The following is a 12,596-nucleotide window of genomic DNA, read 5'->3' as shown; positions in this document are numbered from 1 at the left end:
GCGCCCAGCACCGCCCCCACCGCCGCGCCGACGGCCGCCGAGACCCCCGCCGCCGTGACCGGGGCCACGTCCGCCGTGAAGGCCGGGACCAAGCCGGCGGCCGCCAAGCCCGCCGCCAAGCCTGCCGCCGGCCGGCCCGCCGAAAAGCCCTCCGCCGCCCCGAAGCCCTCCGCGCCCGCCCAGTCCGGCGGCAACGGGATCGGCATCACCTTCACCGGCCTGGACGAGGGCCGGCAGATCGAGCTGAACGACCTGGTGTCCTTCTCCGTCACCTGGAAGAACAACGACGCCACCGGCACCCGCAGCGTGGCCCCGGTGGTGGCCACCCAGCAGTACGAGGGCGCGCCCTGCGGGCGGATGGTCGCGATGGCGGACGGCACCCTGGAGCGCAAGGACGCCTCGGGCTGGAAGAAGCTGGACAAGCTCAGCCAGGGCTCCGGCATGGACTACGTGATCAACCGGAACGACGGGGCCTTCACGCTCGCCGCCGGCGAGAGCCGGACCATCGAGTACCGGATGCGGCTGTCCCTGGCCAACTCCCCGGGCCGGATCGCGATCGAGGCGGACGCCCCGGTGCCGAACTCCGCGGACTACCGCGGCATGGCGAAGGCCGTGGTGAACGCCTCGGTCGTCGACCACCACGGCCCGGCGGTGACGGGCGTGTCGTCGGGGAGCCGCACCGTCGGCACGACCCCGTCCGAGTTCGGCCTCGTCGTCTCCGCACCGGAGGGCACCGCGAACCTGCACCCGGTGGTGGCCGTGTCGGCCGCCGACGAGCTGGGCGCGGCCGACGTCACGCTGGAGGTCCTGGTCGGCGGCGCGTGGAAGCCGGTCGAGCTGAAGCAGGACTGCACCGGTCTGATCGCGGTCGCCCCGACCGGGCTGGAGGTCAACCGGTGGGGCGACTCGGTCGAGTACGCCTTCCGGATCGCGGTGCGGAAGGCTCCGCTGCACGGCGACGTGGAGGTCCTGGTGGGCGCCCAGTCGAACGGCCACCAGGCCGCCCGCTGGAACCCCTTCGGCACCCTGGACCGGTAGCGGTCCCGTGCCCCGCGTTACACGCCCCGCGCCCCGCGCCCCGCGCCGATGACCGAGGGCCCGGCCTCCCACTGCTCGGGAGGCCGGGCCCTCTTGCCTGCTCAGGCGCTCGGGCTCAGGCGAGCGAGGCCATCCAGGCCTCGACGTCCTCCGAGCGGCGGGGGAGGCCCGCCGAGAGGTTCTCGTTGCCGTCGGCGGTGACCAGGATGTCGTCCTCGATCCGGACGCCGATGCCGCGGTACTCCTCCGGCACGGTCAGGTCGTCCTGCTGGAAGTACAGGCCGGGCTCGACGGTGAGGACCATGCCGGGCACCAGCAGCGCGTCGACGTGCTCCTCGCGGCGCGAGTGGGCGCAGTCGTGGACGTCCAGGCCGAGCATGTGGCCGGTGCCGTGCAGGGTCCAGCGGCGCTGCAGGCCCAGCTCCAGGACCTTCTCGACGTCGTACACCGAGGCGTCCAGCAGGCCCCAGGCGAGCAGACGCTCGGCGAGCACCCGCTGCGAGGCCTCGTGGAAGTCGCGGAAGCGGGCGCCCGGCTTCACCGCGGCGATGCCGGCCTCCTGCGCGTCGTACACCGCGTCGTAGATCCGGCGCTGCAGCTCGGTGAAGCGGCCGTCGATCGGCAGGCTGCGGGTGACGTCGGCGGTGTACAGGGTGTGGGTCTCCACGCCCGCGTCCAGCAGCAGCAGCTCGCCGGGGCGCACGTCGCCGTCGTTGCGGACCCAGTGCAGGGTGGTGGCGTGCGGGCCGGCGGCGGCGATGGTGCCGTAGCCGACGTCGTTGCCCTCGACCCGGGCGCGGCGCCAGAAGGTGCCCTCGATCCAGCGCTCCGAGGTGGCGACGGCCTGGCCCAGCTCGCGGACCACGTCGGTGAAGCCCTTGACGGTGGCGTCGCAGGCGGCGCGCAGCTCGCCGATCTCCCACTCGTCCTTGACCAGCCGCAGGCCGCTCAGGAACTCCTTGAGCCCGGCGTCCTTGTCGGCGTCCAGGGCGTCGGCGAGCGCGGCCTCCAGGCCGGCGTCGTAGCCGCGGACGATCCGGGTCGGCACGGCGGAGTCGTTGGCCTTCTCGGCCAGCTCCTCGGCGGCCTTGCGGACGTCGCGCGCGGGCAGGCCGAGCAGCTGCTCCTGCTCGGTCAGGCTGTGCCGGCGGCCGACCCACAGCTCGCCGTGGCCGTCCAGCCAGAACTCGCCGTTCTCGCGGTTCGAGCGGGGCAGCAGGTAGAGGACGAACTCGTGGCCCGCCTCGCCGGTCGGCTCGCCGACCAGCACGGCGTCCTCGGTCTGGTCACCGGTGAGGTGCACGTACTCGCTGGAGGCGCGGAAGGCGTAGTCGGTGTCGTTGGACCGCACCCGCAGGTTGCCGGCCGGGACCACCAGGCGCTCGCCCGGGTAGGCGGCGGACAGCTTGGCGCGGCGCTCGGCGGCGTACGGGGCCTGCGTGACCGGGGTGAGGCCGTGCAGCTCGGTGTCGGCCCAGCCGGACTTCATCGAGGCGGCCAGCTCGTCGGAGATCTCGCCGTAGAGCCCGTTCTTGCGGCCCTTGAACTCCTGAGGCTCCTCGCCGCCCTCGGCCTCGGGGTTCTCGGCCAGCGCGGGGGTGCGGTCCTCGGTCACGTGCAACGCCTCCTTGGGGGTGGTACCGCCGCCCCTCGGGGGGAGTGTCGGATCGCGACACGCGCGGGCGGCCGTGCGTCCATGGTACGGACGCCAGGCCAGTCGGCTGTTCGGGCCCGGTGCACCCGTCCGGGCCCGACGCGGTCACTCGAAGCGGGCCGCCAGCAGCATCAGGTCGTCGGTGGCCGTCGCCGCGGCCTCCGGGGTCGGGCAGACGGCCAGCAGGTGGGCGCAGAGCCGGTCCGGGTCGATCCGCACGTCGCGCGGGGCGTCGGCGGCGGCCCGGCGCAGGTTGGCCTGCCCGGCGTGCAGGGTCGGGCCGCAGCGGCGGGCCAGTCCCTCGGTGTAGAGCAGCAGGGTGTCGCCGCGTTCGGCGGTGAGCTCCACGCCGGGCGCCTCCCAGCAGGCCAGCATGCCGAGCGGGGCGGAGAGCGAGGTCTCCACGAACTCGGCGCCGTGCCGGCCGACGAGGATCGGCGGGCAGTGCCCGGCGCCGGCCAGGGTGATCCGCCGGTCCTCGGGCTCGACCCAGGCGTAGACGGCGGTGGCGCTGCGGGTCGGCTCGGTGGTCTTGAGCAGCAGTTCCAGGTCCCCCAGGACGGAGACCGGGTCCTCGCCCTCCAGCACCGCGTACGCCCGCAGTGCGGCCCGTACCCGGCCCATCGCGGCGGCCGCGCCGGGGGCGGAGCCGGGGCCCGCGCCGGGCCCGTCGCCGGAGACCGAGCCGACGGTCAGGCCGACGGTGCCGTCGGGCAGCGGGATCGCGTCGTACCAGTCGCTGCCGCAGGAGCGTTCCAGCCCGGCCGGGACGAGCCGGGCGGCCAGCCGCAGGCCGCTGGTCCGGGGGAGCCGGTCGGGCAGCAGACCGCGGCGCAACGCCTCGGTGGTGCGCAGGATCCGGTCCGCCTCCAGCTGCTTGGCGAGCAGCGGGGCGGCGATCTCGCAGTAGTGGCGGGCGAGTTCGCGCCGGCACGGGGCCGGTTCGGCGGGCTCGTCGTAGAACCAGAGGGCGGCGGCGAGCGGGCCCTCCTCGGCGGTGGCGAGCGGCAGGCCGTAGGCGCCGCCGAGGCCGAGGTGGACGGCGAGTTCGCGCAGCCGGGCGCCGATGGCCGGGTCGGTGACGAGGTCGGGGGAGTGCAGCTGCTCGGGCCGGTCGTGCTCGCGCAGCAGCCGGGCGAGCAGGCTCTGCTCGGTCGGGACGGTCTCCAGGGCGCCGAGGCTGGCGCGGTCGAGGTGGAGGCCGATCGGCTGGCCGGGGCCGCCGCCCGGCAGCCTGGTGACCAGGACGCCGCGGCGGGCGCCGAGCAGGGCGGCGCCGGAGGCGAGCACGGTGTCGAGGGTGGCGGAGAGGCCGCGGGCGCGGGCGAGCCGCTCGGTGTGCTCGTGCAGGCTGGTGATATCGGACAGGCGTCCGGCCAAACGGTCCTGCACCGCGGCGGACGGTGCCGTGCGGTCGTCCACCGGGTTCTCCGGTGCGTCGGCGGGCCCGGGCAGGCCCGGCGGGTCGAGGACGGTGAGCCCGCCTGCGCAGCCCGGTTCGCCCGGCTCGGCGGTCGTCGTCGTCGGGTGGGCCGTCGACGGGTGGGACTCGTTCATGCCGCCACTCCTGACGCAGTGCTACGTGCCATGCGAAACCCCCAGATACGGCCGATGTGGAGCGAGCACGGCCAAAGGGCGTGTTTCGCCTCGATTCGCTACTACTCGTCATTGATCGACAGCAATGCCACCACTTCTACACAGGCCATTCGGGGCATGTCCAGATCCGGGACGACGCGGTGGCCGGTTCCACAGCCACTGCGACCCGGTCGGGCGGCGTGCATGGTTCGTGCGCGCGCCGGTCGGGCCGGGAGGCATGGAGGGAGCCGCGAGCGGGCAGAACCGAGGGAACGGACCGGGCGGCCGTCCGGATGCTATGCCCGTGCCGCCCGCGAGCCGGGTCAGCCGGAACTCTCTCACTCGTACGGTGGAACCAAGCGCGCCCGGGCGGCGTCCAACCGGTCGCATACGGGATTCTCGTTCCAAGGGCTGTTTCAGTGCGCGGCCCCTCTCATGTCGTGATCCACGTCGTAGCCGCGCCGTCCGCCATTTCGCCCGCCCCGCTCCGCGCCGCCCGGGGCCGTGCCGCGGCGGGCCCGTACGGGAAGTCCGACGGATGCTTACGGGCGGAGCGAACCGAGCGGTCAGGGAAAGGAACGAGCGCCATGCGTGAGAACCCGAAGGACCGGTCGGAGGAGCGTGCCGCCCGGTTGGCCGCGGCCCTGGCGGCCGCCGTGGACCACCGCTGGCCCGTGGTGCCGGGCGCGGTGCTGACCGGCGGACGCTGCTCCTGCGGCGACCTGGACTGCACCGTCCCCGGCGCGCACCCGCACGACCCCTCGCTGCTCGCCGCCACCACGGACGCCCGGATGGTGCGCTGGTGGTGGGAGCGGCAGAGCCCGGACGCGCCGGTGCTGGCCGCCACCGGCTCCACGGTCTCGGCGGTCAGCCTGCCCGCGGCGGCCGGCGCCCGGGCGCTGGTCTACCTGGGCGCGCTGCGGATGCCGCTCGGCCCGGTGCTGGCGATGCCGGGTCGCTACGCGCTGCTGGTGGCCCCGTACTCGCTGGACATGCTCGGCGAGATGCTCGCTCAACTGCCTTGGGTGCCGGGCTCGTTGCGCTACCACGGGCCGGGCGGCTTCCTGGCGCTGCCGCCCGGCGGGCCGGTCGGCCGGGTGCGCTGGGTGCTGGCGCCGCGACCGGGCGTGGGCGGCGGGGTCTGGCTGCCGCAGGTCGGGCCGCTGCTGGGCGAGTTGGTGGAGGCGACGGTCCGGCTGGACAGCGGACGCTCGGCGTACTGATCGGCGGTGATCCGTGGTGATCGGCGGTGATCCGTACAGTCCGATCGGCGGTGATCCAGGCGGCCTGATCCGCGGTGATCCGCGCGTCCCGCCGGAAAAACAAAAGATCCGGCCGCTGGCGACGGGGGATGCACCAGCGGCCGGACTCTTTAGACAGTAACAAGGATCCGCGCCCGCGCCAATTTCCAAGACGCCCTCCACGCCCGGAAATTGCGCGTTCACCGCGACAATGTGACGCGTATCACGCGGATCCTGCGCCCTTTAGTTCAAAGTGACCTGACGGTTCACCAGGTTGGCGCGGGCGCGCCGCTCCTCGGCGGTGAGCGGGGCCTCGTCGGCGAGCACGGCGACGAGCCGCTCGTGGAACTCGGCGGCCGGCTTCTCGCAGTCGGCGGCGGTCATCGAGAGCGGCAGGTCCCACACCGGCACGGTCAGGCCGTGCGCGCGGAACGAGCCGACCAGGCGGGTGTCCTGGCCGAGCGAGGCCTCGCCGGCGGCGTTCAGCCGGGCCAGCGCGTCCAGCAGCTTCTCCTCGGGCACGGTCATCACCCAGCGCAGGTGGTTCTTGTCCGGGGTGCCGCACCAGTAGGCGGCGTCGAGGCCGGCCAGCTTCTCGGTCGGGATGGCCGAGGCGTTGGCGCGCTCCAGGGAGGCGGCGACCTCGCCGGTGGCGGTCTCGGCGTCCTCCAGCCAGAACTCGAAGCCGGTGTGCACGGCGGGCGTGAACTCGGCCGTGGCGTCCAGCAGGTCCTGCAGGCGGCGCCCGCCAGGGACGGTCCGGCGGGCCGGCACCGGGTTGCCCGGCTCGGTGGCCAGGGCCAGCTCCAGGGCGTCCGCGAGGTCGCGGCTGAGGTCGCCGGAGGCGGACTGGGTCTGCAGGCCGAGCAGGATCGAGCCGTCCTGGCGGCGCAGGGCCGGCCAGGCCAGCGGCAGCACGGTGGCCAGGGTCACCGACGGGACGTCGCCGGTGGCGCCCTCGGCCACGCCGGCGGCCAGCGTCAGCGGCACCGTGGCGGCGGGCACCAGCTCGCGCAGCGCGACCCAGTCGGCCTCGCCCGGCAGGCCCTCGAACGGGCGGTGTACCAGCTCCTGCACCGCGTGCGAGGCCTCCCGGCCGTGGCAGGCCTTGTACCGGCGGCCCGAGCCGCAGGGGCAGTCCTCGCGGGCCCCGACCACGGGGATCTCGCCCGTGACGGCGGTGGTGGACTGACGCTGCGGCGCCTTCTTGGCGGCCTTCTTGCCCATGGTGCGGCTCTCCCGGGAACGGTGGTCCTTTGTCCCGGGAAGCCTACTGACGTTCCTGAGGCACCCGTGCTTCCCCCGGCGCGCGCCCCCGCGCCGGGGCGGGCACGGGACCGTCCGCGCGCCGCGGCGTGGGCCGTCCGCGCGCGGCGGCGCGGACCGGGCCGTGCGCCGCGGCGTCGACCGGTTACGGGCTACGCGCTACGGGCGTCGCCGCCGTCGCGCCGGGCGTGCCGGGCGCGGGCCGGCAGTGCCGCCCAGACCGTGACCTCGCCGGGCGCGTCGCGCACGCCCCAGTCGCTGGCCAACTGGTCGACGATGCACAGGCCGCGGCCGCCGCGCGAGGTCAGCGAGGGGCCGGCGGGCAGCGGCCGGGTGGCCGCGCCGCCGTCGGTGACCTCCAGGGTGAGCACGCCGTCGGCGTGCATCTGCCAGCGGACCAGCACGCCGCCGTCCGGCTCCGCCGCGCCGTCGCCGTGCTCCCGGCCGTCCGGCGCGGGGTGCGCCCCGGACGGGACGCCGACCAGCACCTGGCCGAGCACCTCGGCCCGGGCGCTGCGGCCGAGGGCCGGCAGCGGGCCGAGCGGACGGGCGTACCGGCACGCGTTGCTCAACAGTTCGGAAAGGATCAGTACGGCATCATCGATGACCGGTTCGGGTATCTGCCGGTCACCCAGATCTCGACGCAGTCGGCGCCGTGCGACCCCGACACTCGCTGGGCCGTGCGGCACTGCCATGGTCGATGAAGTCGGCACTTCACGCGCCACCATCAACGCCACCCCCGGACCTCCTTCAGCGTATGCCGAGGGAGAGATGCCCCTTCGTAATGCGTCGGAAACGAGCACCGGACGATCCCGCGGGCCCATTTCGAACGTCGCGACCGAGGGTCGACCAGAGGTCATTCCGTGCTCACCCTCTGTCGCCCGGGGGCAGGAATTCCGGCAATTTCGTGCGCTGAAGGTTTGGCTGCCGACCAGAGTGATCAGTCCGTACGGGCACCGCCGTCGGTGCGTCGGCGGATCACCGTCCGAGCTGCGCCAGCACCTCGGCGGGCCGGTTGGTGATGATCGCGGACACTCCGAGTTCCAGACAGAGTTCGACGTCGGCCGGTTCGTCCACCGTCCACACGTGCACCTGGTGCCCCAGCTCGCGCAGCCGGGTCACCAGCTGCGGGCGGGCCCGCACCAGCTCGATGCCCGGCCCGGCGATCCGCGCCCCGCCCGGCAGCGGAGAGCCCTCGCGCAGCCGGCCGAGCAGCGGCAGCGTCCGCTCGAACAGGAACACCCGCGGGTGGTCCGGCGCGGCGGTGGCCACCCGGTTCAGCGCGATCGAGGAGAAGCTCATGATCCGGGCGGACGGGCGGTCGCCCTCCCGGGTCGCGCCGATCTTGTACCGCTCCAGCGTCCGCAGCAGCTCGGCCTCCACCCGGCCGCGGAAGCGCACCGGGTGCTTGGTCTCGATCGCCAGGTCCACCGGGCGGCCGCAGTCCACCACCAGCTCCAGCAGCCGCTCCAGCCGCAGTACGCCGCGCAGCTCCGGGTCGGTGCTGGGGCGGCCGGTCTTCCAGGCGCCGAAGTCGTACGCCTCCAGCTCGGCGAGCGTCATCGCCGAGACGGTGCCCCGGCCGTTGGAGACCCGGCCGATCCGCCGGTCGTGCACGCACACCAGGTGGCCGTCGGCCGTCACCCGGACGTCGCACTCGACCGCGTCCGCGCCCTCGTCGAGCGCGCGGCGGTAGGCCGCGAGGGTGTGTTCGGGCAGGGCGTGGGAGGAACCGCGGTGGGCGATCACCTGGACGGGCGGCGCGGTGCGCGCCGCCGCCGAGGACAGGTCTGGGCTGGTCACAGGCCCAACGATAGGCGGCGGAGGTGACGCGGAGGAGAAGACGGCCCCAACCTGTGGGGCCGTCTGCGGGCCGCCTGCGGTTGCCCGGCGTCAGCGCGCGGTGCGGCGGGACAGCGGGGTGAGCGCCCAGGTGGCCAGGGCCGGCACCAGGAAGGCGAACAGCGAGGCGGAGGTCCACTCCTGCGGGGTGAAGTGCAGCGTCCCCTGGGCGGAGGTCCAGAAGTCCGTCCACCAGCCGGCCACCGGCGTCGGCGCGATGAACTGGTAGACCGCGAAGCCGAGCACCCACGGCAGCAGCATGGTCCAGCGGGACGGCGCGTCGGCGGAGAGGTTCCAGCCCTGCCGCCCGGCGCCGAGGAAGAAGTCCACCGCCAGCACCGCCAGCAGCGGCACGAACACCGAGCCGATCAGGCCGAGGAAGTTGGTGTAGGTGTCGGTGAACTTGTCGATCCGCAGCGCCAGCACGGTGATCAGCACGCCGATCCCGCCGCTCAGCAGCCGGCGGTCCACCTTCGGCAGCAGGTTCTGCACCGACATCGCGGTCGAGTACACGTTGGCGAAGGACTGGTCGGTCTCGCGCAGCACCAGGACCAGCAGGAACAGCCAGCCGGCCCAGACCCCGAGGAAGGAGTCGAAGATCTTGTTCGGGTCGCCGTCGGACTGCAGCAGCGCCATCAGGCCGAGCGCGTAACACCAGACCTGGGCGATCGTGTAGCCGGAGAAGCTGCCCCAGAACGCCGAGCGCGCGGTGCGCGAGTGCCGGGTGTAGTCGGCGGCCAGCGGGACGAAGGAGACCGACACCGCGATCATCGCGTCGGTCGCCCCGAGGAAGCCGTGCCAGTTGCCGGCGCCCGGGTCCGGCACGCCCTGGCGGCCCAGCTGGACGGTGAAGTACACCATCGCGACGGCGACCGCCCCGGCCACGAAGCGGCGCAGCACCGCGATCGAGCCCAGCGGCCAGATCGTCAGCGCGGTGGTCAGCGCGCCCGCGAGCAGCACGAACAGCCAGCGGTAGCCGGTGGTGTGGGCGACGGTCTGCGCGCCCGCCGAGATCGTCAGCAGCTCGAACACGCCCCAGCCGATGCACTGCACGATGTTCAGCACCGTCGGCAGGTACGACAGCCGGGTGCCGAACAGCCCGCGCAGGTTGGCCATCGCGGGGGCGCCGGTCCGGGCGCCGATCAGCGCGGCCACGCCGAGCATCGCGGTGCCGACCGCCGTACCGACCGCGATCGCGGTCACCGCGGCGGCCAGCGACAGCTCGCTGCCGGGCGCGCCGAGCACGGTGGCGGCGGTGGAGAAGCCGATCAGGCTGACGCCCAGGTTCATCCAGAGCGCGAAGTGGTCCCGGAAGCGCAGGGTGCGCGGCGGCTCGGTGTCCAGGACCAGCGGCGCCTCGACGCGCTCGGGCCGGTCCAGGACGGCCGTCGTGGCCGTGGAGTCGGGGAAATCCTTGGACGCGGGCGCGCCCGAAGAAGAGGATGGCGAAGCAGGCGGCATGGCCGATACTCCCTACGCCGGCATTACCCGGACAGGTTCCGGCGGTCAGCGCCCCCTCGAAGATTCGCCCCGCTCGCGTGGCGTACCTTCGACATGCGCACTCTCAGCCTGGTCGGTCCAAGCTCCCGCGTGTCAGTTTGGAGCGACAGGCTAACCGGCACGGGGGCGAACTCCAAGGCCAGGCCGAGTGCGGTCCGCATCGCGGGATGCCCGGCGGGGGAGGGGAGCCCCTCGGCCGTCGGCGCCGGCTAAGGATTCTTATGAGTTCTTCAGAGGGGTCCTTACGGCAATCGAATCGACGGTGCGAAAAACTATGGTCCTTGGTTCTGTCAGCTATGGAGGTCGTCCGTGAGCACCGAGCGCGAGGTTGGGCCCACCGGGCCGCAGGGGGAGCAGCCCGCCGGGCAGGGGGCGGCCGAGTCCGCTTCCGAGGGCCCCGCTCAGGGCGGGCACCAGCCGACCATGGCCTTCCGGCGGGTCCCCGAGCCGGAGGCCGCTCCCGTCGAGGCCGCTCCCGTCGAGGCCGCTCCCGTCGAGGCCGCCTCCGTCGAGTCCGCTCCGGCCGACGCGGCCCCGGCGGACGGCGGGCACAAGCCGACCATGGCGTTCGGCCGGATCCCCGAGCCGGAGGCGGCGCCCGCCGAGGCCGAGGGTGGTGCGACCGAGGGCGGGCACAAGCCCACCGTCGCCCTGACCAAGGTCCCCGCGCCGGAGGCCCCGGCCGCCGCGCCCGAGGTGCCCGTCGCGCCTGCTGCGCCCGCCGCGCCTGCCGCGCCGGTCGTGCCCGTCGCCGAGGAGCCCGCCGTCGACCCGGCCACCGGCTACATCGACGCGCCGCCGCCGGTCCTGCCGCCCGCCGCCCCGGCCGCCGCACCCGCCGCCCCGGCGGCCGCCCCGGCACTGCCGCCGGCCGGCAACCCGTACGCCACCCCGACCCACGGCGTCCCCGCCGCCGGCGCGCACGACGTGTACGGCGCCGCCCCGGCCGCCCCCGGTACCCCGGTCGCCCCCGGCGTGCCCGCCGCGCACGGCCACCACCCCTTCGGCGCCGGCCAGCCGCTCGGCGGCTGGGGCCCGACCCACGACGCCACCTCCGGCGGTGCGGGCTTCCCCGGCGGCCCGGGCGGTCCGCTCGGCTACCCGGCCGAGTACCCCGGTGGCCCGCACGGCGGCGGCCCGCGCAAGAAGCGCGGCGGCCTGGTCGCCCTGATCGCGGCCGTCGCCCTGGTCGCCGGCGTGGCCGGCGGCGCGCTCGGCGTGACCGTCGCCGACCGCAACGGCAGCAGCTCCGCGGACGACCACCGCAGCACCACCGTCCAGGCCAGCGACACCCAGAAGAACGAGCCCGCCCCCGGCTCGATCGCCGCCATCGCGCAGAAGGCGCTGCCCAGCGTCGTCACCATCAAGGCGCAGGGCAACGGCGAGTCGGGCACCGGCACCGGCTTCGTCTTCGACACCGAGGGCCACATCCTCACCAACAACCACGTGGTCGCGCCGACCCTCAACGGCGGCAAACTGACCGTCAAGTTCGCCGACGGCACCTCCTACCCGGCCTCGGTGCTGGGCCACGCCGAGGGCTACGACGTCGCCGTGGTCAAGATCGACAACCCGCCGAAGAGCAAGCTGGCTCCGCTGCCGCTGGCCGACTCCGACAAGGTCAACGTCGGCGACGCCACCGTCGCGATCGGCGCGCCGTACGGCCTGGAGTCCACCGTCACCAGCGGCATCGTCAGCGCCAAGGACCGCCCGGTCGCCTCCGGCGACGAGACCGGCTCGCAGGCCTCGTACATGAACGCCCTGCAGACCGACGCCTCGATCAACCCCGGCAACTCCGGCGGCCCGCTGCTCGACTCCGGCGGCGCCGTCATCGGCATCAACTCGGCGATCCAGTCCAACGCCTCCGCCAACGGCCGGGCCGGCAGCATCGGTCTGGGCTTCGCCATCCCGATCAACCAGGCCAAGTGGGTCGCGGACACCCTGATCAAGACCGGCAAGCCGGTCTACGCCAAGCTCGACGTGCTGCGCAACGACGACTACAAGGGCGACGGCGCGCAGATCCAGACCAAGGACGTCCAGGGCCAGCCCGCCGTCACCCCCGGCGGCGCGGCCGACAAGGCCGGCCTCAAGCCGGGCGACGTCATCACCAAGCTCGGCGGCACACCGATCGAGAACGGCCCCGCCCTGGTCAGCCGGATCTGGACGCACAAGCCCGGCGAGACCGTCGACGTCGAGTACACCCGCAACGGCCAGACCTTCAACACCAAGGTCACCCTCGGCCAGCGCGACGGCGACCAGTGACCCCCGCGCACTGACCCGCACCGCCGCGAAACCGTGTGCACCGAACCCCGCCGGACCCGTTAGGCTGACCTCCGCCTGGAGAGCTGCCCGAGCGGCCTAAGGGAACAGTCTTGAAAACTGTCGTGGCGTGACCCGTCACCGTGGGTTCGAATCCCACGCTCTCCGCTGGTAGGAGAACCACCTGCTCAGGGCGGGTGCCGACATCGAGTCGGCACCCGCCC

The 12,596-nt window shown here is 74.1% G+C and carries 8 protein-coding genes, 1 tRNA gene, 1 pseudogene and 1 riboswitch; of the genes and pseudogenes, 4 read left to right on the top strand and 6 right to left on the bottom strand.

Translation table 11 applies throughout. The annotated features are described in order from the left end of the window. Positions 1–1,038 (top strand): annotated as a pseudogene (locus OP86_RS36800) (hypothetical protein); the annotation flags it as partial. Positions 1,039–1,153: 115 nt separating this feature from the next. Here the strand turns inward: OP86_RS36800 and OP86_RS22305 are convergent. Both OP86_RS22305 and OP86_RS22300 read right to left on the bottom strand, forming a co-directional pair. Continuing rightward, a complete protein-coding gene (locus OP86_RS22305; RefSeq protein ID WP_030255877.1) occupies positions 1,154–2,653 on the bottom strand; it encodes an aminopeptidase P family protein in 1,500 nt (499 codons plus the stop codon). Between the two features lie 144 nt (positions 2,654–2,797). Further along, positions 2,798–4,249, bottom strand: a complete 1,452-nt coding sequence (locus OP86_RS22300) for a PP2C family protein-serine/threonine phosphatase (RefSeq protein WP_078588494.1) — start codon at positions 4,247–4,249, stop codon at positions 2,798–2,800. Positions 4,250–4,854: 605 nt separating this feature from the next. Here OP86_RS22300 and OP86_RS22295 point away from each other — a divergent pair. Continuing rightward, on the top strand, positions 4,855–5,490 hold the full coding sequence (locus tag OP86_RS22295; RefSeq protein WP_030255883.1) for a bifunctional DNA primase/polymerase: 636 nt from the start codon (positions 4,855–4,857) through the stop codon (positions 5,488–5,490). Positions 5,491–5,751: 261 nt separating this feature from the next. Here the strand turns inward: OP86_RS22295 and OP86_RS22290 are convergent, their stop codons facing one another. The 4 genes from OP86_RS22290 to OP86_RS22275 all read right to left on the bottom strand — a co-directional run bounded on the left by OP86_RS22290 (position 5,752) and on the right by OP86_RS22275 (position 10,077). Beyond that, complete coding sequence (locus OP86_RS22290) at positions 5,752–6,735, bottom strand: DUF5926 family protein (protein WP_030255886.1); 984 nt, start codon at positions 6,733–6,735, stop codon at positions 5,752–5,754. A 191-nt stretch (positions 6,736–6,926) separates the two neighbouring features. Continuing rightward, entirely contained in the window at positions 6,927–7,346 is a 420-nt protein-coding gene (locus OP86_RS22285) for an ATP-binding protein (RefSeq protein WP_418952586.1), read from the bottom strand. Positions 7,347–7,752: 406 nt separating this feature from the next. Continuing rightward, entirely contained in the window at positions 7,753–8,577 is an 825-nt protein-coding gene (locus OP86_RS22280; RefSeq protein WP_078588495.1) for a glycerophosphodiester phosphodiesterase family protein, read from the bottom strand. 90 nt (positions 8,578–8,667) lie between these two features. Then, complete coding sequence (locus tag OP86_RS22275) at positions 8,668–10,077, bottom strand: purine-cytosine permease family protein (protein WP_078588496.1); 1,410 nt, start codon at positions 10,075–10,077, stop codon at positions 8,668–8,670. After that, a riboswitch (TPP riboswitch) is annotated at positions 10,070–10,216 on the bottom strand. It overlaps the preceding gene by 8 nt. A 209-nt stretch (positions 10,217–10,425) precedes the next feature. On the opposite strand from OP86_RS22275, the gene OP86_RS22270 reads away from it, so the two are divergent. Together OP86_RS22270 and OP86_RS22265 are read left to right on the top strand one after the other, a co-directional pair. Further along, positions 10,426–12,375: a S1C family serine protease gene (locus OP86_RS22270; RefSeq protein WP_234434806.1), complete on the top strand. Its 1,950-nt coding sequence runs from the start codon at positions 10,426–10,428 to the stop codon at positions 12,373–12,375. A 77-nt stretch (positions 12,376–12,452) separates the two neighbouring features. Then, positions 12,453–12,540, top strand: a tRNA-Ser gene (locus OP86_RS22265). The last annotated feature ends 56 nt before the right edge of the window (positions 12,541–12,596 follow it).

Origin of the sequence: Streptomyces novaecaesareae (genome assembly GCF_000716875.1) — a bacterium.
Classification (GTDB): domain Bacteria; phylum Actinomycetota; class Actinomycetes; order Streptomycetales; family Streptomycetaceae; genus Kitasatospora; species Kitasatospora novaecaesareae.
The sequence above is the reverse complement of the archived record's forward strand: the minus strand, read 5'-3'. Positions and strand labels throughout refer to the sequence as shown.